17 protein-coding genes are annotated in these 23,278 nt (G+C 71.9%); 11 read left to right on the plus strand and 6 right to left on the minus strand.

What is annotated here, in order from left to right:
* Both AB0I98_RS25615 and AB0I98_RS25620 read left to right on the plus strand, forming a co-directional pair.
* Positions 1-6,259 (plus strand): amino acid adenylation domain-containing protein (locus tag AB0I98_RS25615; protein WP_362945497.1); only part of this gene is annotated, 6,259 nt, incomplete at its 5' end.
* Positions 6,256-6,465, plus strand: a complete 210-nt coding sequence (locus AB0I98_RS25620) for an MbtH family protein (protein WP_362945499.1) — start codon at positions 6,256-6,258, stop codon at positions 6,463-6,465. The genes AB0I98_RS25615 and AB0I98_RS25620, both read left to right, overlap by 4 nt.
* A gap of 2 nt (positions 6,466-6,467) precedes the next feature.
* Here AB0I98_RS25620 and AB0I98_RS25625 read toward each other — a convergent pair whose 3' ends face one another.
* The gene (locus tag AB0I98_RS25625) at positions 6,468-8,303 is read right to left on the minus strand and encodes a glycoside hydrolase family 15 protein (RefSeq protein ID WP_362945501.1); all 1,836 of its coding nucleotides are present in this window, start codon (positions 8,301-8,303) and stop codon (positions 6,468-6,470) included.
* Positions 8,304-8,526: 223 nt separating this feature from the next.
* Positions 8,527-9,306: a DeoR/GlpR family DNA-binding transcription regulator gene (locus tag AB0I98_RS25630; RefSeq protein WP_362945503.1), complete on the minus strand. Its 780-nt coding sequence runs from the start codon at positions 9,304-9,306 to the stop codon at positions 8,527-8,529.
* A gap of 123 nt (positions 9,307-9,429) precedes the next feature.
* Here AB0I98_RS25630 and AB0I98_RS25635 point away from each other — a divergent pair, with 123 nt between their 5' ends.
* Both AB0I98_RS25635 and AB0I98_RS25640 read left to right on the plus strand, forming a co-directional pair.
* Positions 9,430-10,311, plus strand: coding sequence for an SIS domain-containing protein (locus tag AB0I98_RS25635; protein WP_362945505.1), 882 nt, complete (start codon positions 9,430-9,432; stop codon positions 10,309-10,311).
* Positions 10,312-10,322: 11 nt separating this feature from the next.
* Positions 10,323-11,177 carry a class II fructose-bisphosphate aldolase gene (locus AB0I98_RS25640; RefSeq protein ID WP_362945507.1) on the plus strand — a complete coding sequence of 285 codons (855 nt, stop codon included), beginning with the start codon at positions 10,323-10,325 and terminating at the stop codon, positions 11,175-11,177.
* On the opposite strand, the gene AB0I98_RS25645 is transcribed toward AB0I98_RS25640, so the two are convergent.
* Together AB0I98_RS25645 and AB0I98_RS25650 are read right to left on the minus strand one after the other, a co-directional pair.
* Entirely contained in the window at positions 11,152-11,916 is a 765-nt protein-coding gene (locus tag AB0I98_RS25645; RefSeq protein WP_362945535.1) for a class I SAM-dependent methyltransferase, read from the minus strand. The genes AB0I98_RS25640 and AB0I98_RS25645 overlap by 26 nt on opposite strands.
* An 11-nt stretch (positions 11,917-11,927) precedes the next feature.
* Positions 11,928-13,073: a methyltransferase gene (locus AB0I98_RS25650; protein WP_362945509.1), complete on the minus strand. Its 1,146-nt coding sequence runs from the start codon at positions 13,071-13,073 to the stop codon at positions 11,928-11,930.
* A gap of 153 nt (positions 13,074-13,226) precedes the next feature.
* Between AB0I98_RS25650 and AB0I98_RS25655 the strand changes: the two genes are divergently transcribed.
* Both AB0I98_RS25655 and AB0I98_RS25660 read left to right on the plus strand, forming a co-directional pair.
* Entirely contained in the window at positions 13,227-13,868 is a 642-nt protein-coding gene (locus AB0I98_RS25655) for an alpha-ketoglutarate-dependent dioxygenase AlkB (RefSeq protein ID WP_362945511.1), read from the plus strand.
* A gap of 93 nt (positions 13,869-13,961) precedes the next feature.
* Entirely contained in the window at positions 13,962-15,152 is a 1,191-nt protein-coding gene (locus tag AB0I98_RS25660; RefSeq protein ID WP_362945513.1) for an ROK family protein, read from the plus strand.
* 114 nt (positions 15,153-15,266) lie between these two features.
* On the opposite strand, the gene AB0I98_RS25665 is transcribed toward AB0I98_RS25660, so the two are convergent.
* Entirely contained in the window at positions 15,267-16,106 is an 840-nt protein-coding gene (locus AB0I98_RS25665) for a helix-turn-helix transcriptional regulator (protein WP_362945515.1), read from the minus strand.
* 101 nt (positions 16,107-16,207) lie between these two features.
* Here AB0I98_RS25665 and AB0I98_RS25670 point away from each other — a divergent pair, with 101 nt between their 5' ends.
* Positions 16,208-16,915, plus strand: coding sequence for an SDR family NAD(P)-dependent oxidoreductase (locus AB0I98_RS25670; protein ID WP_362945517.1), 708 nt, complete (start codon positions 16,208-16,210; stop codon positions 16,913-16,915).
* An 18-nt stretch (positions 16,916-16,933) separates the two neighbouring features.
* Here the strand turns inward: AB0I98_RS25670 and ilvY are convergent, their stop codons facing one another.
* Positions 16,934-17,782 (minus strand): HTH-type transcriptional activator IlvY, encoded by an 849-nt coding sequence (gene ilvY / locus AB0I98_RS25675; RefSeq protein WP_362945519.1) that lies wholly within the window; start codon positions 17,780-17,782, stop codon positions 16,934-16,936.
* 88 nt (positions 17,783-17,870) lie between these two features.
* Here ilvY and AB0I98_RS25680 point away from each other — a divergent pair, with 88 nt between their 5' ends.
* The 4 genes from AB0I98_RS25680 to AB0I98_RS25695 all read left to right on the plus strand — a co-directional run bounded on the left by AB0I98_RS25680 (position 17,871) and on the right by AB0I98_RS25695 (position 23,099).
* Complete coding sequence (locus tag AB0I98_RS25680) at positions 17,871-19,340, plus strand: ketol-acid reductoisomerase (protein ID WP_362945521.1); 1,470 nt, start codon at positions 17,871-17,873, stop codon at positions 19,338-19,340.
* A 161-nt stretch (positions 19,341-19,501) separates the two neighbouring features.
* Positions 19,502-19,795 carry an SHOCT domain-containing protein gene (locus AB0I98_RS25685; RefSeq protein ID WP_210578683.1) on the plus strand — a complete coding sequence of 98 codons (294 nt, stop codon included), beginning with the start codon at positions 19,502-19,504 and terminating at the stop codon, positions 19,793-19,795.
* Positions 19,792-20,541 (plus strand): ABC transporter ATP-binding protein, encoded by a 750-nt coding sequence (locus AB0I98_RS25690; RefSeq protein ID WP_362945523.1) that lies wholly within the window; start codon positions 19,792-19,794, stop codon positions 20,539-20,541. Before AB0I98_RS25685 ends, AB0I98_RS25690 begins: the two co-directional genes overlap by 4 nt.
* On the plus strand, positions 20,538-23,099 hold the full coding sequence (locus AB0I98_RS25695) for an FtsX-like permease family protein (protein ID WP_362945525.1): 2,562 nt from the start codon (positions 20,538-20,540) through the stop codon (positions 23,097-23,099). Before AB0I98_RS25690 ends, AB0I98_RS25695 begins: the two co-directional genes overlap by 4 nt.
* The last annotated feature ends 179 nt before the right edge of the window (positions 23,100-23,278 follow it).

Consider the following 23,278-nt stretch of genomic DNA (forward strand, 5'->3'; position numbering starts at 1 on the left):
GCCGGATGCGGTGGCTCTGGTCTTCGGTGAGCAGCGGCTGACGTATGCGGAGTTGGATGTGCGGGTGGAGCGCACCGCTCGTGTGCTTGCCGGGATGGGCGCCGGTCCCGAGCGCACGGTGGCGGTCGCGTTGCCCCGTTCAGTCGAGCTGGTGGTCGCCCTGCTCGCGACGCATCGCGCCGGAGCGGCTTATCTGCCGCTGGACGTCGACTATCCGCAGGAGCGGCTGGAGTTCATGCTGGAGGATGCTCGTCCGGTGTGTGTGGTCCGGGACGGGTTGCCGGAGGAGGGGCCGGGCGGTGAACTGCCCTCTGCCTACGACCCGTTGAGTCCCGCCTACGTCATCTACACCTCGGGTTCGACCGGCCGCCCCAAGGGTGTCGTCGTCCCGCACGCGGGGATCGTCAATCGTCTGCTCTGGATGCAGGGCGAGTACGGGCTGACCGGCGACGACCGGGTGTTGCAGAAGACCCCGTCCAGCTTCGACGTCTCGGTGTGGGAGTTCTTCTGGCCCCTCATCACCGGCGCCACGTTGATCGTCGCCAAGCCCGAAGGCCACAAGGACCCGGCCTACCTGTCCGAGCTGATCCAGGAACAGGGCATCACCACCGCCCACTTCGTGCCCTCGATGCTCCGCGCCTTCCTGGACGAGCCCACCACCGCCGACTGCACCAGCCTGCGTCGCGTCCTGTGCAGTGGCGAGGCGCTCGCCCCCGACCTCGCCGCCCGCTTCCACACCACCCTGCCGCCGACCCAGCTGCACAACCTGTACGGCCCGACGGAGGCGTCCGTCGACGTCACCGCCATCGAGGTGGCAGACCGCGTCTCCATCGGCCGCCCGGTGTGGAACACCCGGGTCTACGTCCTCGACGCGGCCCTGCATCCCGTTCCGCCCGGCGTGGCGGGCGAACTGTACTTGGCAGGCGTCCAGTTGGCGCGCGGCTATCTGGACCGGCCAGGCCTGACCGCGGACCGTTTCGTCGCCGACCCCTACGGCGCTCCGGGTTCCCGCATGTACCGCACAGGAGACCTGGCCCGCTGGACCTCCGACGGCACGCTCGAATACCTCGGCCGCACCGACGACCAGGTCAAGATCCGCGGCTTCCGTATCGAACTCGGCGAGATCGAGTCCGCCCTCGCCCCCCACGACACCGTCGCTCACGTCAGTGTGGTCGCCCGCGAGCAACAGCTGGTCGCGTACGTCGTCCCGGCCCCGGGCCGTACGCCGGATTCCGCCGCGCTGCGGGCGCACGTCGCCGCCGCGCTGCCCGATCACATGGTCCCCGCGGCCTTCGTCGCCCTGGACGCGCTGCCGCTCACTCCGAACGGCAAGCTCGACCGCCGGGCCCTGCCCGCCCCCGACTTCGAGGCCGAGACCACTGACACCCTTCCTCGCACCCCGCGCGAGGAACTCCTGTGCGATCTCTTCGCGGATGTGCTGAATCTCCGCCGCGTCGGTGTGGACGACGACTTCTTCACGCTGGGCGGGGACAGCATTGTCGCCATGCAACTGGTCGCACGTGCGCGGGCGGCCGGGCTGGTGGTCAGCCCGCGGGACGTCTTCCGCCACAAGACCGCTGCCGGGCTGGCCGCCGCCGCTCGAGAACTCGACGGTGATGGCGGGACAACACCGTCTGACGCCTCGCTGCTCAAACTCACCGACGAGGAGCGGGCCGAGGTCGCCGGGTTCGCTGCCGCGGAGGTGCTGCCGCTGTCACCGCTCCAGGCGGGGTTGCTGTTCCATGCCGCGTTCGACTCGGGGGACGACGGGCCGGACGTCTACACCGTGCAGGTGGCGTACGACATCGACGGCCCGCTGGACGCCGTACGGCTGCGGCGGGCCGGGCAGGCGCTGCTGGACCGGCACGGGAACCTCCGGGCCGGCTTCCGGTACCTGTCCTCGGGGCGGCCGGTCGCCGTCGTACCGCATACGGCCGTACTGCCGTGGCGGCATGTGGATCTGAGCGAGCTGGATGCCCCGGCCGGTGAGGAGCGGTGGACTTCCTTGCTGGCGCAGGAGCGGCGCCGGTTCGAGCCCGCGGAGCCGCCGCTGCTGCGGCTGATGCTGGTCGAGGTCGGGCCCGAGCGGCACCGGCTCGTGCTCTCGCACCAGCACCTGCTGCTCGACGGGTGGTCGGTGCCACGGCTGTTGGGCGAGTTGTCCCAGCTGTACGCGGGGGCCGAACTCCCGGCTCCGGTGCCGTACAAGGAGTATCTGGCCTGGCTCGGCCGGCAGGATGCCGGTGCCTCCTCGGCGGCCTGGGCGGCGGCGCTCGACGGGCTGGCGGAGCCGACGCATCTGGTGCCCGCCGACCCCGGCAGGGCCCCGGCCGTGCCCGAGACGCTCACCACGCTGCTGACGCCGGAGGCGACCGAGGCGCTGACCGCGTTCGCCCGTTCGCGCGGCCTGACCGTCAACACGCTGGTCCAGGGCGCCTGGAGCATCGTCCTGTCCCGGCTCACCGGGCGCGACGACGTGGTGTTCGGAGCGACCGTCTCCGGACGGCCACCGGAGCTGAGCGGTGTGGAGTCGATGATCGGGCTGTTCATCAACACCGTTCCCGTACGGGTCCGGATCGACGAGCGCGAGACGCTGGCGGCGTTCCTCGACCGGCTCCAGGACGAGCAGTCGAGGCTCATCGCCCACCAGCACCTCGGGCTCGCCGACATCCAACGGGGCGCCGGGCTGGGCGAGTTGTTCGACACGCTCGTGGTCTTCGAGTCGTACCCCGACGGGGGCGGAACCGGACTCGGAGCCGAAGAGGGGCTGCGGACCGAAGTCCGCGACCACCGGGACTCTACGCACTATCCCTTCGCCTGGGCCGTCGAGCCCGCAAAGCGGCTGCGACTGACCGCCGAGTACCGCACCGACCTGTTCGACACCGCGACGGCCGAACGGCTGACCGCGGCGATGGTCCGGCTGCTCGACGCGATGACCGCCGATGCCGGTCAGGCGGTGGGCCGCGTCGACATCCTCACCCCCGAGGAGCGGCACACCCTCCTGGAGACCTGGAACGACACCGCCCTCCCGGTCGCCCCGACCACCGTGCCCGGGCTCTTCGAGGCGCAGGCCGCCGCCACCCCGGACGCCGTCGCCGTGGTCGCGGGCTCCGTCACGCTGACCTTCGCCGAACTCAACGACCACGCAAACCGGTTGGCCCGGCTGCTGGCCGAGCACGGCGCCGGACCTGAGCAGATCGTCGCCCTGGCGCTGCCCCGCACCGCGGACTTCATCGTCGCGATGCTCGCCGTGCTCAAGTCGGGCGCGGCCTATCTGCCGATCGACGCGGACCTGCCAGCCGAGCGTGTCGTCGCCATGCTGGACGACGCCGGGGCCCGGCTGGTCCTCACCACCGAGACACTCGCCGCGGGGCTCCCGGACAGCGACGGCGTGGTTCGGCTGGCGCTCGACGCGGAGGAGACCGTCGTACGACTGGCCGCGCACTCCGCCTGCGGCAACCCGGCCGGCCCCGACCCGGACCACCCCGCCTACGTCATCTACACCTCGGGTTCCACCGGCCGCCCCAAGGGCGTCGTGGTCTGCCATCGCAGTGTGGTCAACCTCTTCCACAGCCACCGCCGCACCCTGCACGACCTCGCCAAGGCGGGCACCGGGCGGCGGCATCTGCGGGTCGGGCACTTCTGGTCGTTCTCCTTCGACGCCTCCTGGCAGCCGCAGCTGTGGCTGCTGGACGGGCACGCGCTGCACATCCTCGACGACGAGACGCGGCGCGATCCCGAACTGACCGCCGCGGCCATCCGTGCCCAGGGCATCGACTTCATCGAGGTGACGCCGTCGTTCCTGGCCCAGATGGCGGAGTACGGGCTGATCAAGGACGGTGAGTGCCCGCTGGCGGTGGTGGGCGTGGGCGGGGAGGCCGTGCCGGACGCGCTGTGGAGCGAGCTGGCCGCGCTGCCCGGCACGGAGGCCTTCAACCTCTACGGGCCGACGGAGGCGACTGTCGACGCGCTCGCCGCCCGGATCGGGGAGAGCGAGCGGCCGGTGGTCGGGCGCCCGGTCGGCAACACGCGGGCGTATGTGCTCGACGGACGGTTGCGGCCCGTGCCGCCGGGCGTCACCGGCGAGCTCTATCTCGCGGGGGCGGGCCTGGCGCGCGGCTATCTCGGGCGCCCCGAGCTGACCGCCGAGCGGTTCACCGCGGACCCGTTCGGCGCACCCGGCTCCCGTATGTACCGCACGGGTGACCTGGCCCGCTGGACGGCCGAGGGCACGCTCGACTACCTGGGCCGCGCCGACGACCAGGTCAAGATCCGCGGCTTCCGTATCGAACTCGCGGAGATCGAGGCCGTGTTGGACCGGCACGACGCGGTCGGCCAGGTCGTGGTCGTCGCCCGCGAGGACCGGCCGAGGACCAAGCAACTGATCGCATACGTCATCCCGGTCGGCGGCGTGCCGAGCCCCGACCCCACCGAACTGCGGGCCCACGCCGCGGCGGCACTGCCCGACTACATGGTCCCGGCCGCCGTCGTGGTCCTCGACGAACTGCCGCTGCTGTCCAACGGCAAGCTCGACCGCCGGGCGCTCCCGGCCCCCGAGTTCACGCTCGCGTCCGGCGGCCGGGAGCCCGCGAACGACGTCGAGCGCACCCTCTGCGCCCGCTTCGCCGAAGTCCTGGGCCTGCCGGGGGTCGGGGCCGACGACGACTTCTTCGCCCTCGGCGGGGACAGCATCGTCGCCATGCAGCTGGTCAGCCGGGTCCGCGCGGCCGGCCTGCGTATCACTCCACGCCAGGTCTTCCAGCACCGCACGGTCGGCGCGCTGGCCGCCGTGGCGGTGGAACTGGACGCCGCGCAGCTCACGCGGCCCGCCCACGACGACGGCTCCGGCACCGTGCCGCTGACGCCGATCATGCAGGCGCTGCGGGAGCTGGGCGGTCCGATCGCCGGCTACCACCAGGCCGCGTTCGTCCAGACCCCAGCCGCCCTGGACGAGGCCGGGCTGCATGCCGTACTCCAGGCCGTCACCGACCGGCACGACCTGCTGCGGGCCCGGCTGGAGCGGACCGGACGGTGGTCGCTGCAGGTGCCACCGCCGGGCAGCATGCCCGCGGCGTCCTGGGGGGTCCGCGCCGACGTCCGGGACGCGGACGAGGCGGCGCTTCGGGAAACGGTCGCCGCACACGCCCGTGCCGCGCAGAGCCGCCTGGATCCGGATGCCGGGCGGATGATCCAGGGCGTCTGGTTCGACGCCGGTCCGGACACGCCCGGACGGTTGCTGCTGCTGATCCACCACCTGGTCGTGGACGGCGTGTCCTGGCGCGTGCTGCTGCCCGACCTCGCCGCCGCCTGGCGCGACGTCAGCGAGGGCAGGACGCCCGCGCTCGCACCGGTCGACCTGTCGTTCCGGCGCTGGTCCGAACTGCTCGCCGCACGTGCCGTCGACCCCGCCCGCGAGGACGAACTGCCGCTGTGGACCTCGGTGTTGACGGACGAGGAACCCCTCCCGCTGCTGCGGCCCCTCGACCCGGAACGCGACGTCACCGCCGCCTCCCGGCACCTGTCCCTCACCCTGCCGGCGGACCGTACGGCACCCCTGCTCAGCCGGGTGCCCGCCGCCTTCGGGGCGAGCGTCAACGACGTCCTGCTGACCGCCCTCGCCCTCGCCGTCGCCGACTGGCGCGGGGCCGCTTCCGGTGGCGCGGTCCTCGTGGACCTCGAAGGACACGGGCGGGAGGAGGAGCTGGCGGGAGAGGCCGATCTGTCGCGCACGGTGGGCTGGTTCACCACCGTCGTGCCGGTCCGGCTGGACACCGGCACCCTGGACCTCGCGGACGCGCTCGCCGGGGGACCCGCTCTCGACACGGCCCTGGCACGGATCCGCGAGCACCTGGCCGCCGCGCCGACGGGCGGCATCGGCCACGGCCTGCTCCGGCACCTCAACCCCGAGACCGGACCGGTGCTGGCCGAACTCGCGCGTCCGCAGATCGAGTTCAACTACATGGGTCGCTTCGGCGTCCCCGAGGCCACGGACTGGTCGTACGCCCCGGAGGCAGACGCGGCGGACCTGGAAGCCGACCCCGGCATGCCGCTGTCCCACGCCCTGACCGTCAACGCCCTCACCGAGGACCGGCCGGAAGGCCCCGAACTGACCGCCCACTGGACCTACGCACCCGGAGTACTGCCCGAGGAGGCCGTACGCGACCTGGCCGAGGGCTGGTTCCGGGCGCTGGGAGCGCTGGTGGACCGGGCTGCCGAAAAGCCGAAGGCAACTCACCCGCAACGAAAGGAACCGGCATGACCAACCCCTTCGAGAACCCCGACGGCGTCTACTCCGTGCTCGTCAACGACGAGGGCCAGCACAGCCTGTGGCCCGACTTCGTCGATGTACCAGCCGGCTGGAGCGTCGTCCACGGCCCGGCACCCCGGCAGGAGTGCCTGGACCACATCGAGACCCACTGGACCGACATGCGCCCCAAGAGCCTGGTGCGGCGCATGGACGGCTGACGTCAGCCGAGAGCGCGGTCGAGATTGAAGGCCGCGCTGATCAGCGCGAGATGGGTGAAGGCCTGCGGGAAGTTGCCCTGTTGCTCGCCGGTGTGGCTGATCTCCTCGGCGTACAGGCCGAGATGGTTGGCGTACGTGAGCATCTTCTCGAAGGCTAGGCGTGCCTCGTCGATCCGGCCGGCGTGGACCATGGCCTCGACGTACCAGAACGAGCAGATCGAGAACGTGCCCTCGTCGCCGCGCAGTCCGTCCGGGCTGGCCTGCGGGTCGTAGCGGTAGACGAGGGAGTCCGAGACGAGGTCGTGGGTGAGGGCGTCGAGCGTGGACAGCCACTTCGGGTCGGTCGGGGCGATGAACTTCGTCAGCGGCATCATCAGGACGGCCGCGTCCAGTACGTCGCTGTCCTCGTACTGCACGAATGCCTGCCGTGTCTCGGACCAGCCGCGCTTCATGATCCGCCGGTAGATCGTGTCCCGGTGCCCGCGCCAGCGGACCAGGTCGGCGGGCAGACCGCGCCGGTTGGCCATGCGGATGGCCCGCTCGATCGCGACCCAGCACATCAGGCGTGAGTACAGGAAGTTCTTACGGCCGCCGCGGGTCTCCCAGATGCCCTCGTCGGGCTGGTCCCAGTTCTCGCAGACCCAGTCCACCAGGGCGCACACGTCGTCCCACTGGCCGCTGGAGATGGGCTTCGCCCACTTGTCGTAGAGGTAGATCGAGTCGATGAGCGCGCCGTAGATATCGAGCTGGAGCTGCTCGGCCGCGCCGTTCCCGATCCGCACCGGCGCGGACCCCAAGTGCCCTTCGAGATGGTCGAGTTCCTGCTCGGTGAGGTCGGTGCGCCCGTCGATGCCGTACATGATCTGCAGCGGGCCCGAGGGTTTGCCGTCGCCCGGACTGACGTGCCGGGTCACGAACTTCATGAACGCCTCGGCCTCGCCGGTGAAGCCCAGCCGCAGCAGGGCGTACACGCAGAAGGCGGCGTCGCGCACCCACACATACCGGTAGTCCCAGTTGCGTTCGCCGCCGATCTGCTCGGGCAGGCTCGTCGTCGGCGCGGCCACGATCGCCCCGGTCGGCGCATAGGTGAGCAGCTTCAGGGTGAGCGCGGAGCGGTGCACCATCTCCCGCCAGCGGCCCCGGTACTGGGACTGGGACAGCCAGCGCCGCCAGTACGCCACCGTGACGTCGAACTGGCTCTCGGCCTCGGTACGCGCACACCCGCGCGGCTGCACGGTACCGCCGACCTGATCCAGCGCGAACACCGCCGACTCGCCCTCGGCGAGCTTGAAGTCGGCGCGCGCGTCCAGGCCGTCGGCCTCCAGCGGTACGGTCGCGGTCAGTCCCAGCGACAGGCCGTCGGAGGCGAACACCGCCACGTCGCCCTCCATGCGCACGGTGTGCGGGACGCGGCCGTAGTCGAAGCGGGGCGCCACCCGCGCGCGGAACGGGATGGAGCCGCGGACGCACAGCACCCGCCGGATCAGCCGGTGCCGGGCGACCTCCTCGGCCTCGTGGCCGATCGGCATGAAGTCCTGCACCTCACCGACGCCTTCCTCGGTGAAGAACCTGGTGATCAGGACGTTCGTGTCCGGGAAGTAGAACTGCTTGGTCCGGGCCGGCACCGAGGCGGCGAGCTCGAAGGCGCCGCCCCGCTCCGTGTCCAGGATCGCGGCGAAGATGCTGGGTGCGTCGAAGGACGGGCAGCAGTACCAGTCGATGGTCCCGTCGGTCCCCACCAGGGCGACACTGCGCAGATCGCCGATCAGCCCGTGCTCGGCGATCGGCAGATACCGCGAAGCCCCCGGTACGCCCTGATCGCTCGGTGTCCCGTCCATCACAGCCTCCCTGGCCCGGCTCGCACCGCGTCACAGTCAGCCTAGGCGCTCCGCTGGAGGCGCGGTGACGAAGCCACAGGCCGGTGGGGGCTGGTCGCGCCCACGCGGCGGAGCCGCATATCGACACAGCCCCGCGCCCCTTACGGGGCGCGATGCCGCACCGGACTTGGTCAAAGCCGCTCAGGTCCGTCCGGCGCGCGTTGTCGGGCAATCAGCCACGGCGTCAGACGGCGATCACCTGGATCCCGGCCTCCTCGAACCGCCGCACCGTCTCCGGCCCGGCCGCCGTGTCCGTGACCAGCGTGTCCACCGCGTCGGCCGCGCAGATCCGGGCGAACGCCCGGCGCCCCAGCTTGCTGGAGTCGGCGGCGACGACCACACGCTCGGCCCGCTCGCACAGCAGCCGGTTGATCGCGGCCTCCGCCTCGTCGTGCGCGGCAGCGCCGTGGGCGACGTCGAAGGAGACGACACCGAGCACGGCCACATCGATCGTGATCTGGCCGAGCACACCGTCGGCGAGCGGCCCGATGAGCTCGTACGACTGTGCCCGCGCGACCCCGCCGGTCACCACGATCTTGAACTGGGGGCGTACGGCCAGCTCGTTGGCGATGTTGAGGGCGTTGGTGACGACGGTCAGCGCGGGGGAGCCGGACGTGAGATCACTGCGCACGGCCAGCGCGCGGGCCACCTCCGTGGTGGTCGTGCCGCCGGTCAGCCCCACCGCCTCGCCGGGCGCGACAAGATCGGCGACCGCCTTGGCGATCCGCTGCTTCTCGGAGGCGTGCCGGGCGGTCTTGTAGCGCAACGGCAGTTCGTACGACACCCCGTGCACGACCGCGCCACCCCGGGTGCGTACGAGCATCTGCTGCTCTGCCAGCTGGTCGAAGTCGCGCCGGATCGTGGCCGCCGACACCGCCAGCTCGGCCGCCGCCTCCTCGACATCCAGCCGACCGCGCTCGACGAGCAGCTCCAGCAGCGCCTTCCAGCGAGCGTCCCGCGACATCCGCACCCTCCGTCCTCGATCTTCCGGCGACCTTAGCGCACGCTCATCTCGTGCGTATGCTTGATTGTGCTCGAAAACTGGCTATATCTTGCAAGAACAATCAAAGCGCGGGAGGGGTACGGCATGACCCATGTCGAAGACGAGCTGACCAGCCAGCCCGAGTGCTGGACGCGGGCCGCGGCGGAGGCCGGCCGGCACGGCGGAGTGCTTCCGGCACCGGGGGAGCGGGTCGCGATCGTCGGATGCGGCACGTCGTACTTCATGGCACAGGCGGCAGCGGCGCTGCGGGAGGGCGCGGGACAGGGCGAGACGGACGCGTTCGCCGCCTCGGAATTCCCGTACGGCCGCTCGTACGACCGGGTAGTCGCCCTCACCCGCTCCGGCACCACCACCGAAGTCCTGGAACTGCTCGGGCAGTTGAGGGACCGCACGCGCACGACCGCCCTCACCGCCGACCCCGGCACGCCCGTCATGACGGCCGCCGACGACGTCGTAGTCCTCGACTTCGCGGACGAACGGTCCGTCGTGCAGACCCGGTTCGCGACCACCGCGCTGACCCTGTTCCGCGCCCACCTGGGCCTGCACACCGACTCCGCCGTGGCCGACGCCCGCATCGCGCTCGCCGGCCCGCTGCCCGAAGGGCTCGTCGACTGCACGCAGTTCACCTTCCTGGGCCGCGGCTGGACCGTGGGGCTGGCCAACGAGGCGGGACTGAAGATGCGCGAGGCCTCGCTGTCGTGGACCGAGGCCTACCCGGCGATGGAGTACCGGCACGGCCCCATCAGCATCACTACCCAGGGCACCGCCACCTGGATGCTCGGCGAGCCGCCCGAGGGCCTGGCCGAACAGGTGCGGGCCACCGGCGGGTTGTGGGTGGCCGGCGATCTCGACCCGCTCGCCGAACTGGTCCGCGCCCAGCAGCTCGCGGTCGCCGTCGCCGCCGCGCGCGGCCTCGACCCGGACCGGCCTCGACACCTCACTCGCTCGGTGATCCTCGCCGACTGAAGGGACTCAGCGTGCCCCTCACCACCACCGGCGCACTCGTCACCCGGGCCATCGCGGCCCACTCAGCGGTCGCCGCCTTCAACATCATCACGCTGGAACACGTCGAGGCCGTCATCGCCGGCGCGGAATCCGTGGACGCGCCCGTCGTCCTCCAGATCAGCGAGAACGCGGTCAAGTTCCGCTACGGACGCCTGCTTCCGCTCGCCCGCGCCGCCGTCGCCGCCGCCGAACGGGCCGCCGTACCCGTCGCGTTGCACCTCGATCACGTCCAGAGCGACGACCTGCTGCGGCAGGCGCCGGGCGCCGGGTTCAGCTCCGCGATGTACGACGCGTCGCGGCTGCCGTACGAGGAGAACCTCGCGGCGACCAGGGCCGCCGTCGACTGGGCGCACGCCCAAGGGCTGTGGATCGAGGCCGAGTTGGGAGAGGTGGGCGGCAAGGACGGAGCGCCGCCGCTCGACGCCCACGCCCCCGGCGCCCGCACCGACCCCGCTCAGGCCCGTGCCTTCGTCACCGACTCGGGAGTCGACGCCCTCGCGGTGGCCATCGGCAGCTCCCACGCCATGACCACCCGTACGGCCACCCTCGACCACGCCCTCCTCAAACGCCTCGCCGCCGTCCTGGACGTCCCGCTGGTCCTGCACGGCTCCAGCGGCGTACCCGACTCCGAACTCACCGCGGCCGTCGCGGGCGGCATCGCCAAGGTGAACATCGGCACCGCCCTCAACCTCGCCATGACCGGCGCGATACGGGAGTACCTGGCCGCCCATCCCGAGGCCGTCGACTCGCGGAAGTACCTGAGTGTGGGGCGGGAGGCGATGGTGCGGACGGTCGCGGAGATCATCCGGGTGCTGGGCGGGCGGTGAGCAGCGGCTGGTAGAACGAAGTGTGCCAAGTGACGTCCGTGAAACCGGACGCGGTCACCAGGTCGGTCAACTGCCCGTGGGTCAGCGCCCAGTAGGTGGTGCGACGCACGCGCACACTCCAGCCGTCGCCCGCCGGGAGGAGTTGGAAGTGCTCCAGGTCGTAGCGCTCGCCGTCCTCGTGCCAGTGCCACAGCTGAAAGGTGATCACCTCGCCGTCCCCGGTGCGCGAGACCTGGGGAGGGGTCGCTGTGGGCTTGGTCCGTCGGGCCTCGTCGTAGTCCCGGACGGTGACCACCAGCAACCCGTCCTCGCGCAGCACCCGGCGGATCCCCGTCAGCGCCGCCCCGACGTCCCGCGCCGACAGCAGATGCGGCAACGCGTTGTCGGCGCAGACGACGACGTCGAACACGGACGGCGTGAACGGCAGCCGCCGCATGTCCGCGACGGCCACCGGAAGGCGTACCCCACGAGCGGCCGCTTCGGTGCCCGCGCGTGCGGCCGCCACCGGACTCAGATCGCTGCCGACGACCTGATGGCCCAGCCGCGCCAGCCCGATCGCCTGGGTACCGATTCCGCAGGAGCAGTCCAGGACCCTGCGCGGTCCGGCTCCCAGGCGCGGCCGGATCAGCTCGTCCAGCACCGTCGCCTGTCGCGTCATGCTCGCGTCCCAGTCCGGGAAGATCAGGTGGTAGTCGGGGGCCAGCTCGTCGTAGAAGTCCCGCACCGAATCGTCGGACACACCCACGGCACCTACTCCCTGACGGCTCGCAGCACCACGAACTTCGGGTCACTGGCGACCAGTTCACTGTTGCCGAACAACCGTCGCAGCTTCAGGTGGTAGCCCAGGTGCCGATTGCCGATCACCCACAGCTCACCCCCGGGCCGCAGCGCGCGCCGCGCCTCGCTGAACATCCGCCAGGCCGTCGCGTCGGTCGTCGCCTGGTGGGAGTGGAACGGCGGATTGTTGAGCACGAGGTCGACGCTGCCTGCTGGCACGCCCACCAGCCCGTCCCCGACCCGGAACTCGGCATGCCCCGATACCCCGTTCGCCTTGTACGTCGCCTCCGCCGAGGCCACGGCCTGGAACGACTCGTCCGTGAACAGCACCTCGGCCTCGGGATCGGCCAGCGCGATCGCCGTACCGACGACACCGTTGCCGCAGCCCAGATCGACGACGCGGGCCCCGCCGGTGTCGTACGGCAGATGCTTCAGGAAGAAGCGCGTGCCGATGTCGAGCCGTTCGGCGCAGAACACGCCGGCGTGGTTGACGACGGTGGCACCGGAGGCCGGGCCGATGTCGTCGGGGAGCGTGTAGGTGTGCGGCCAGGGGTTGGCGGGTGGCTCCTTGGCGGTCTCGGGGGTGCAGAAGATGAGCCGGGCCTTCTTCTCGGCGAGCGAGGTGCGGGTCGGGCCCAGGATGCGCTCGAACAGCCGCAGCGTGGAGGTGTGGATCTCCTTCACCATGCCGGTACCGACGACGACCGTGCCCTCGTGCACCGCGGGCGCCAGCCGCAGCAGCTGGTCCTCCAGCAGCGCCAGGCTCTTCGGCACCCGGACGAGGAGGACGTCGACCCGTTCGGGCGGCGGGTCCTGGGTGGTGAGGAGGGTGACGGCGCCGGTCTCGACGTCGTTGCGTGCGAGGTTCGCGCGGGTCGCCTCCTGGCCCAGGTACGAGTCCGTGATCTGCACCGGCCGATGCGCCGCGAGCGCCGTGACCAGGGCGCCCCACCGGTCGCCGAGAACCACGACCGCGCCGGACAGCGGGACCTCCCGGTCCGCGAGATGCCTCAGCAAATAGTCGTCGGAGGCATCCCACGCGCGCAGCCTCTCGCGCGGGTCCTCGGGAAAACGGGCCAGCGCGAGCTCGCCCCAGGGCGTCGTCATACGGTCGTTCATCGTGCGACAAGACTAAGCGCCCCTGGTGAATTCAGCCGCGGTCGGACAGCGCCCTGAAGGGGCGCGGGGAACTGCGCGACCAGCCACAACGAGGCCTGCAGACGAAAGACAGCCCATCACGGCACCACGCGGAGCGCGCGGCAGGATGGAGACATGGACCCCGAGCTGTTCCCCAGGCCCCGTACGGAGGTCGCGCCCGGCGCGGTGCACGTGCCGGACTGGCTGGACGCGGAGCGCCAGCGCGAGCTGCTGGAGGCCTGCCGGGAGTGGGCCCGTCCGCCCGCAGGACTCCGCACGGTCCGCACACCCGGCGGCGGCACGATGACCGCCCAGCAGGTCTGCCTCGGCTGGCACTGGTATCCGTACGGCTATGCCCGCACGGTCGTCGACGGGGACGGCGCGCCCGTGAAGCCGTTCCCGGAGTGGCTGGGCGAATGGGGGCGGCGGGCGGTGCGCGACGCCCTCGGCGAACCGGCTGTGGTGTGTGACATTGCACTGATCAACTTCTACGACGCCGACGCCCGCATGGGCATGCACCGAGACAGCGACGAGAAATCCGACGCGCCGGTGGTCTCGCTCAGCCTCGGCGACACCTGCGTGTTCCGCTTCGGCAACACCGAGACGAGGGCCCGGCCGTACACGGACGTCGAACTGCGCAGCGGGGATCTCTTCGTGTTCGGGGGACCGTCCCGGCTCGCCTACCACGGGGTGCCGCGGGTGTACCCGGGCACGGCACCGCCCGAGTTGGGCCTGACCGGGCGGTTGAACGTCACGCTCAGAGTCAGCGGCCGGTAGCCCGCTCGACCTGCGGATCATGGGAGACTCGCCGTCATGAGCGGGAAGGCGTAACCCCGGACGGCGGGGGAAGGGACCACCTCGAGGACGCGGTTGGACCGGGGGCGCGGTGCGCTCGGGCCCGCGCTGGAGCTCGTGCACACCGGGCGGGCGCCGACCCGGGCCGTGCTCACCGCCGAGCTGGGGGTGACCCGGGCGACGGCGGGCGCGGTGGCCGCCGAGCTGGAAGCGCTGGGGCTGATCCGGGTCGACGCCCGGCCCGGGGCCGCGGCCGGTTCGCAGGGGCGGCCCTCGCACCGGCTGTCCGTCGCCGAGGACGGGCCCGTCGTCCTCGCCGCACAGGTGCACGCCGACGGGTTCCGGGCGGCACTGGTCGGCCTCGGCGGCCGGATCGTCGCCACCGCGCCGGGCTGCGAGACCGTCGACGCCGACCCCGCGAAGGTCCTCGGAACCGTGGTGGAGGCGGGCGCCGACCTGCTGCGCACGACCGGGCGGCGCTGTGTGGGCGCCGGGCTCGCCGTGCCGTCCGCGGTCGCCGAACCGGACGGTCTGGCCCTCAACCCGCTGCACCTGGCCTGGCCCGTGGGCGCGCCCGTCCGCCGGATCTTCGCGGAGTGCGTGCGCGCCGCCGGGATCACCGGACCGGCGTTCGCGGGCAACGACGTCAACCTCGCCGCGCTCGCCGAACACCGGCACGGCGCGGGGCGCGGCGCCCGGGACCTGCTGTGCGTGGCCACCGGGCACCGGGGTGTCGGCGGCGCGCTGGTCCTCGACGGGCGCCTGCACACCGGCAGTTCGGGCCTGGCCCTGGAGGTCGGCCACCTCACCGTCAACCCGGAGGGCCGCCCCTGCCACTGCGGCAGCCGCGGCTGTCTCGACGTCGAGGCCGACCCGCTGGCCTTCCTCACCGCGGCGGGACGCGAACCCGGCCCCGAGGTGTCGCTGGTGCAGCAGTCCGACGACCTGATCCGCAACCGGTACGACGACCTGTCCGTCCGTACGGCCACCGAGGCCCTGATCGACCGGCTCGGCCTCGGCCTCGCGGGCCTGGTGAACATCCTCAACCCGGACCGCATCATCCTCGGCGGACTGCACCGCACCCTGCTCGAAGCCGACCCGGAGCGGCTGCGTGCCGTCGTCGCCGACCGCAGTCTGTGGGGCCAGAGCGGCAGCGTGCCGATCCTGGCGTGCACGCTCGACCACAACAGCCTGGTCGGCGCGGCGGAGCTGGCATGGCAGCCGGCGCTGGACGATCCGCTGGGGGCCCTGAGCGGCTCCGGTTGAGCCGGCTGCGGTTGGTCAGCGCCCCGAAGGGGCGCGGGGAACTGCGCGACCAGCCACAATGGCCCCGCGGACGATAGACGGCCGATCGCGGCACTTCCCGCGGAGCGCTAGCGCTTATCCCACGAGTGACTGCGTGCCGAGGACGGAGAGCAGCTCCAGCTTCTCCGCGGCCTCGGTGCCCGGTTCGGCCGAGTACACGAGGATGTGCAGATCGTTGCCCTCGACCCGGAGCAGATCGCAGTCCAGGGTCAGCGGGCCCACCTGAGGATGCTCGATCGTCTTGCGCGAGGCCTCGAGCCGGCCGACGACACCCGCGTCCCACAGCTCGGCGAACCGCTCGCTTTCCGCACGCAACTCCGCGATCAGGCGCCGTAGTTGCCGGTCGGCGGGATACCGGGCAGCCGTCGCCCGCAGTTCGGCGACCATGCCGATCTCGAACGCGCGCCGCTCGTCCGGCGTGTGCCGGACCCGGGTGGGAGCGCCGAGGAAGTTGCGCCACACACCGTTGCGTTCGAAGCCGCGCCAGCCGGAGGGATCGCCCATCAGCGCCGCGTACATCGGGTTGGCCATCAGCAGCGTCATGGCCGCGTCGGAGACGCCGACAGGGGTGTCCACCAGCCGGTCCAGCAGCCGCTGGACGCTCGGCGTGATGTACGCAGGCACGGTTTCGGGACCCGGAGGCACCAGCCCGGCCAGCCGGAACAGATACGTCCGCTCGTCCCCCGTCAGCCGCAGCGCCCGGGCCAGGGCTTCGACGATCTGTCCGGACGGGTTGACCGCCCGACCCTGTTCGAGGCGGGTGACGTAGTCGACCGAGATCCCCGCCAGCAGGGCCAGTTCCTCGCGACGCAGCCCGGCCGCGCGCCGCTGACCACCGGCAGGCAGCCCGGCGGTCTCCGGGGCGACCCGGTCCCGCCAGCGCCGCAGGGCCCGTCCGAGTTCAGTCGTCGTCATGCCCCCAGTCAACCGCGCCGGCCGCGACGGTGCCTGGTACTGGAAGTCCCAGGAAGAAGGATCCGCTGGCTGTCCACCCTGTCGAGCGGGAAGGTGGAGCCATGACCACAACACTCATCACCGGAGCGAACAAGGGACTGGGCTTCGAGACCGCCCGCCGGCTCGTCGCAGCAGGTCACACCGTCTACGTCGGCGCTCGGGACGCCGAGCGGGGCCGCCGCGCCGCCGATCAGCTCGGCGCCCGGTTCGTCCAGCTCGACGTCACCGACGACGCCTCCGCCCAGGCCGCCGCGAAGACGATCGAGGCAGAGGGCGGGCTCGACGTACTGGTCAACAACGCCGGAATCGAAGTGCGGGGCGAGAACAACAGCATCCCCGCCGCCGCGGACACCACCGCCGACGAGATGCGAACGGTGTTCGAGACGAACGTCTTCGGCGTCGTCCGTGTCATCCACGCCTTCCTGCCGCTGCTCCAGCGGTCCGCGGCCCCCGTCGTGGTGAACCTCAGCAGCGGCCTGGCCTCCCTGTCCCGGCTCTCCGACCCGGACGCACCGGCCCACTTCTACCAGGCCGTCGCCTACCCGGCCTCGAAGACGGCCGTCAACATGATCACCGTGCAGTATGCGAAGGCGTTCCCGGCCATGCGGATCAACGCCGTCGAGCCCGGCTTCACCTCGACGGACCTCAATGGGCGCACCGGCACTCAGACCGTCGAGCAGGGCGCCGAGGTCATCGTCCGCATGGCGCAGGTGGGCCCGGACGGTCCGACCGGGGGCTACTTCGACGTGGACGGGCCGATTCCCTGGTAGGCCACATCGGCCGGCCGCTCAATCCGTCAGGCTCCACAAGGCCGCCACCAACGGCCGCCGCAGATCCGCCCGCCGCACGCACAACCCGATCGGGAGCGGCTCCGGCGGCGGATCCGCGGGCAGCACCGACAGCCGCTCGCGCACCGCACTGTGCTCCAGTACGAGACGGGGGACCACGCCCGTGCCGCAGCCCAGGGCGACCAGCGTCAGCAGCCCCTCATGCCCGTCCGGTTCACAGGCCACGTCGGGTGTCGTCCCACGGGCACGGAACCAGCGGTCGGCGGCCTCGCGGACCAGCCCCCTGTGGGGCAGCACGAACGGCCCGTCGAGCCCCGGTTCCGGTCGCTCCCGCGCGGTGACGAGGACCAGCTCGGTCACCGCGACCGTCCGGCTCACCAGCGGCTCCGGCAGCCTGGCCGGAATCCCCGCGACGGCCACGTCCACCTCGCCCTCGTCGAGCCGGGCCAGCGCGGCAGCCGCGTCGCCGGTCCGCAGATCGAGCCGCACCTGGGGGTGGGCGGCACGGAACGGCGCCAACAGGTCGGGCAGCAGCGCCTGGCAGGCGGTCACCGTGGCGAACAGGGCCAGACGACCGGTCAGTTCGGCCGGGTCCGGATGCTCCTCCCGGTAGGCGCGCCACAACTCCAGCGCCTGGACGGCGTATTCACGGAACCGATGCCCCTCCGCCGTCAGCGACACCCCGCGCGGCCCCCGGTCGAACAGCCGGTGCCCGAGGTCGGCCTCCAGCCGCTGCACGGTCCGCGTCAGCGTCGCCGGACTGACATGGCAGTCGAGGCTCGTCCGGCCGAAGTTCAGCGTCTGCGCCAGATGCAGGAAGAGCCGCAGCTCCCGATGGTCGTCCCGCACCCCGCCACCTGGCCCTTTCGCTTCATGCAACACCGCGCTGCACAAGTTGCGCTTGCTGCAACACTCGCCCTGACCCTACAACTCCACCATGACCTCGACCACGTACACCTCCCGTGTCTTCCCGCTCGAAACCATGGACGTCCCCGGCGGCACGGAGACCATCCTGCGCGGCGGCCGGCACCTCTTCCCGGTGCTGCCGCAGGCCTTCGCGGGCGTGCGCCGCATCGGCGTCATCGGCTGGGGCCCGCAGGGCCGCGCCCAGGCCCTCAACCTGAGGGACTCGCTGGCCGGTACGGACATCCGGGTCGCCGTCGGACTGCGCCCCGGCTCCCGCTCGGCCGCCGACGCCCGGGCTCACGGCTTCACTGAGGACGACGGCACGCTCGGCGACTGGCTGGCGGTGACCGCCGACAGCGATCTGGTGATCCTGCTGATCGCGGACGCCGCACTCGCCGCCCATCACCCGGAGATCTTCAGTGCGTTGAAGCCGGGTGCCGCGATCGGCCTCTCGCACGGCTTCCTGCTCGGCCACCTCCGCGAAACCGGCGGCGACTTCCCGCCCGGACACCCGGTGGTCGCCGTGTGCCCCAAGGGCATGGGCGACTCCGTGCGGCGCCTGTACCAGCAGGGCGCGGAGATCAACGGCGCCGGGATCAACAGCAGCTTCGCCGTGCATGCCGACCCCGACGGCCGGGCCACGGACCTCGCGCTCGGCTGGTCCGTGGCGCTCGGCTCGCCGTACACCTTCCGCACCACCCTGGACAGCGAGTACCTCTCCGACATCGTCGGCGAACGCGCCATCCTCCTCGGCGCCGTCCACGGCATCGTCGAGAGCCTCTACACCCGCAGCCGCCTCGCCGGAGACGACGAGGTGACGGCGTACGAACGCTCCTGCGAGAACGTCACCGGCCCCATCGCCCGCACGATGTCCCGCGCCGGACTGCGCGCGGTGCGCGAGGGCCTGGACGCGACCGGACGGGACGTCTTCGACCGCGCCTACTCGGCGACGTACGCGCCGGCTCGCGAGATCATCGCGGAGATCTACGACGAGGTCGCCGACGGCACCGAGCTGCGCAGCGTGATCCTGGCCGAACGGCGCCTAGGCGCCCGCCCGATGACCGAGATCGGCGGCTCGCCGATGTGGGCGGCGGGGGAGCGGGTGCGGTCCCGGCGGGCCGAGCGCGACCTGCCCGTGGACCCGTTCACCGCCGGCGTCTTCGTCGCCACCATGACCGCGCAGATCGATGAGTTCGCCGAGCGCGGCCACCCCTGGTCGGAGATCGTCAACGAGTCGGTCATCGAGGCCGTCGACTCGCTGCTCCCGTACATGCACGCCCGGGACGTCGCCCACATGGTCGACAACTGCTCCCGCACGGCCCGCCTCGGCGCCCGCCGCTGGGGCCCACGCTTCCAGGCCGCCTACGAGCAGATCGCCTACCCCGCCGCCAAACACTCGGCGGACACAGCCCTGTTGACGGCCTTCGACACCCACCCCGCCCATGAGGCCCTGGCCGCGGCGGCGAAGCTCCGGCCGTCGGTGGACATCGCCGTGGCCTAACCGCGCAACCGGTGCGGAGGTATGTGGGGGAGCAGCGCGAGAGAGCCCCCGTACTCCCGTGGAGGTACATGCACTGCCGCTGGCCGTACGACGACCCGGACCCCTCCCCGGAGCCAGTCTCGAAGCATCACCGGAAGACCCCTCTAGGGAGATGAACCGAGATGCAGACCCTGGCGAACTGGGACGGCGGACCCGGCCCGTGGATCCTGTTCTTCCCGCTGATCTGGGCGGCCGTCGTCGTCGGCGCCGTCACGCTCCTGCGCCGCACCGTCTGGCGAGGCCGCCGCGGACCGTGGCGCCCGATGGACGACCACCGCCCGTCCGGCGACTCGCCGATCGCCATGCTGGGCCGGCGCTTCGCCTCCGGCGAGATCGACGAGGACGAGTACTGGCGCCGGCTCTCCGTCCTGGACGAGCAGTTCGGCCGCCACGCGGGCAAGGGCGGTGCGGCATGACGGTCACGACCGAAGTGCGCACGGCCGCACGCGTCGTCGACGCGGTGAAGGTGTACGGCGGTGGCGACACCGCCGTACACGCCCTGGACGGCGTGAGCGTCGGCTTCCCGGCCGGCCGCTTCACCGCGATCATGGGCCCCTCGGGCTCCGGCAAGTCCACCCTGATGCACTGCGCGGCCGGCCTCGACACCCTCACCTCGGGAGCCGCCTTCATCGGCGACACCGAGCTGGGCTCCCTCGACGACCGCCGCCTCACCCTCCTGCGCCGCGACCGCGTGGGCTTCGTGTTCCAGGCGTTCAACCTGGTGCCGACGCTCACCGTGGCCGAGAACATCACGCTGCCGCTGGACCTGGCGGGTACCAAGGGCGACCCGGAGTGGATCGACGCGCTGACCGACGTAGTCGGCCTGCGCGACCGGCTGCACCACCGGCCCTCCGAACTCTCCGGCGGCCAGCAGCAACGTGTCGCCGTGGCACGGGCGTTCGCCGGACAGCCGGACGTCGTCTTCGCCGACGAGCCGACCGGCAATCTCGACTCCCGCTCCGGCGAGGAGGTCCTGGGCCTGCTCGGCCGCGCCGTACGGCAGACGGCTCGCACGGTCGTCATGGTCACCCACGATCCGGCCGCCGCCGCCCACGCCGACGAGGTCGTCTTCCTCGCCGACGGACGCCTGGTCGACCGTATGGAATCGCCGACCGCCGACAAGATCCTGGACCGATTGAAAGCCTTCGAGGTGCCCTCATGAACGCCTCAGTACGCCTGAGCGTGTCCTCCCTGCGCGCCCACAAGCGCCGCTTCGCCGGTACGTTCCTCGCGGTGTTCCTCGGTGTGGCCTTCCTGGCCGGGACGCTCGTCATGGGCGACACGCTGCGCGCCAGCTTCGACACCATGTTCGGCAACGCGACGAGCGGCACCGACGCCGTGGTCCGCAGCGCCGACGCGATCACCACACCCGGCGAGAGCGAGGGCGTGCGGGAACCGGTCGCCGCCGACCTGGTGGACAGCGTCGAGCAGGTCCCGGGCGTGGCGGCGGCCGTGCCCGACATCCAGGGCGCCGGCCAGCTCGTCGGCAAGGACGGCGACCCCGTCGGAGGCGCTGGCCCACCCACCCTCGCCGGGAACTGGATCACCGACCCGGACCTCAACTCGTACGAACTCGCCGAAGGCCGCGCCCCCGAGAAGTCCGGCGAGGTGGTCGTCAACCGCGGCGCCGCCGAGCGCGGCGACCTGAAGATCGGCGACACGACGGTCCTGCGCACACCCGACCCCGTACAGGTGACCATCGTCGGCCTCGCGACCTTCGGCGGCGAGGACGGCATGGCGCAGGTGACCTACACCGGCATGACGCGCGCCGACGCAGAGAAGTACCTGACAGCCAGGCCCGGTCAGGCGTCGAGCATCCTGGTCCGGGCCGGCCCCGGCGTGAGCGAGCAAGAACTGGTGGACCGCCTGACTCCCGTACTGCCGGGCGGAGTCGAGGCCATCACCGGCCAGGAGTCGGCCGAGGAGAACACGGAGATGATCTCCAGCCAGTTCCTGTCCATCTTCACCACCCTCCTCCTGGTGTTCTCCGGTATCGCCCTGCTCGTCGCGACCTTCTCCATCCACAACACCTTCGCGATCGTCGTGGCCCAACGCACCCGCGAGAACGCCCTGTTGCGCGCACTCGGCGCCTCCCGCCGCCAGGTGACCGCCTCGACCCTGGTCGAGGCGACCGTGGTGGCCGTGACCGCCTCGCTGGCGGGACTGGCGGGCGGAATCGGCATCGCGGCCGCACTGCAGGCACTGTTCCCGGCGATCGGATTCCCCTTCCCCGAGGGCGACTTGGTCATCAGCCTGCTGTCCATGCTGCTGCCGCTCGCGGTGGGCATCGTGGTCTGCCTGGGCTCCGCCCTGCTGCCCGCGGTACGCGCCGGCCACACGGCACCGCTGGCCGCGCTGCGTGAGACCTCCGTCGACCACTCGGACGCCTCCCGCCTCCGCGCCGTCCTCGGCTCGGGCCTGGCCGCCGTGGCCGTCGCCGTGACACTCACCGGCGTCTTCGCGACCCCGTCCATCTGGCTGGCCGCCACCGGCGCCGTCCTGGCCCTGGTCTCCTTCGTGGTCCTCGGCCCGGTCGCCTCCTCCACGGCCGTACGCATCCTCGGCGGCCCGCTCGACCGCCTCCGCGGCGTCACCGGTGGCCTCGCCCGGCGCAACGCCCTGCGCAGCCCCAAGCGGACGGCCGCGACCGCCAGCGCCCTGATGATCGGCGTGGCCGTGGTCTCGCTGTTCACGGTGTTCGGCGCCTCCCTGAAGGCGACCATGGACCAGACCGTGTCACGGTCCTTCGCCGGCGACATCGCCGTGAGCACCCCCTCCTTCGGGGCGGGCGGCAGCGGACTCAGCCCCCGGCTCGCCGGAGCCGTCCAGAACCTCCCCGAGGTCGACACGGCCGTAGGCCTCGGCCGCGGAGTCGCCGAAGTCGACGGCAAGGGACGGGCGTTGACCGTCACCGACCCGATCGCCCTCGACCGCACCTTCGACCTCGGCAAGGTCGACGGCTCCCTGCGCGACCTCGGCGCGGACGGCATCGCCCTCACCCGCAGCGAGGCCGACAAGCAGAACCTCACGACCGGCGACAAGACGCAACTCACCTTCACCGACGGCAAGATGGAAACCTTCACCGTCCGCGCGGTCTACGGCCAGTCCGAGATCGCAGGCGACTACGTCATCACCCGCGCCGCCTGGTCCCCGCACCGCACCCAGGACGCCGACACCCTGGTCGCCGTCTCCTTCAAGGGCGGCGTGAGCATGGACGCGGGCAAGGCCGCGGTGCAGAGGGTGGCCGACCAGTACGGCAACCCGGAAGTCCAGAGCCGCGACGAGTACGCGCAGTCCGCGGCGGGCGGCATCGACATGATGCTCACCCTCATCTACGCCCTGCTCGCCCTAGCCGTCCTCATCGCGCTTCTCGGCATAGCCAACACCCTCACCCTGGCGATCCACGAACGCACCCGCGAACTGGGCCTCCTCCGCGCCGTCGGCCAGACCCGCCCCCAACTGCGCGCCATGGTCCGCTGGGAGTCCATCCTCGTAGCCGCCTTCGGCACAGTCGGCGGCCTCACCCTCGGCGCCTTCCTCGGCTGGGTCCTGGTCAAGGCCTCCGACGGCGCAAGCGACAGCGCCTTCGCCTTCGCACTACCGCCTCTGCAACTGACGGTAGTAGCCCTGGTAGGCCTCACAGCCGGAGCCCTGGCAGGCCTACGCCCGGCCCGCCGAGCAGCCCGCCTGGACATCCTGAGGGCGATAGCCACCGAGTAACGACAAGAGCACCCGGCACACCTAAACGCCGGTGGGCCCTAGCCATCAACTGACGGCAAGGGCCCACCAACGTGCACTGGTCCCACGCGCCGGCCGCGAGGGAGCCGCAGGGGGCGCGCCGGTGTCGAGACGGCGAACGCGCGGAGGCGCGAAGCGTCGAGCACGATCGCCGTCTCGAC

The organism is Streptomyces sp. NPDC050211, assembly GCF_040656035.1.
Taxonomy (GTDB): domain Bacteria; phylum Actinomycetota; class Actinomycetes; order Streptomycetales; family Streptomycetaceae; genus Streptomyces.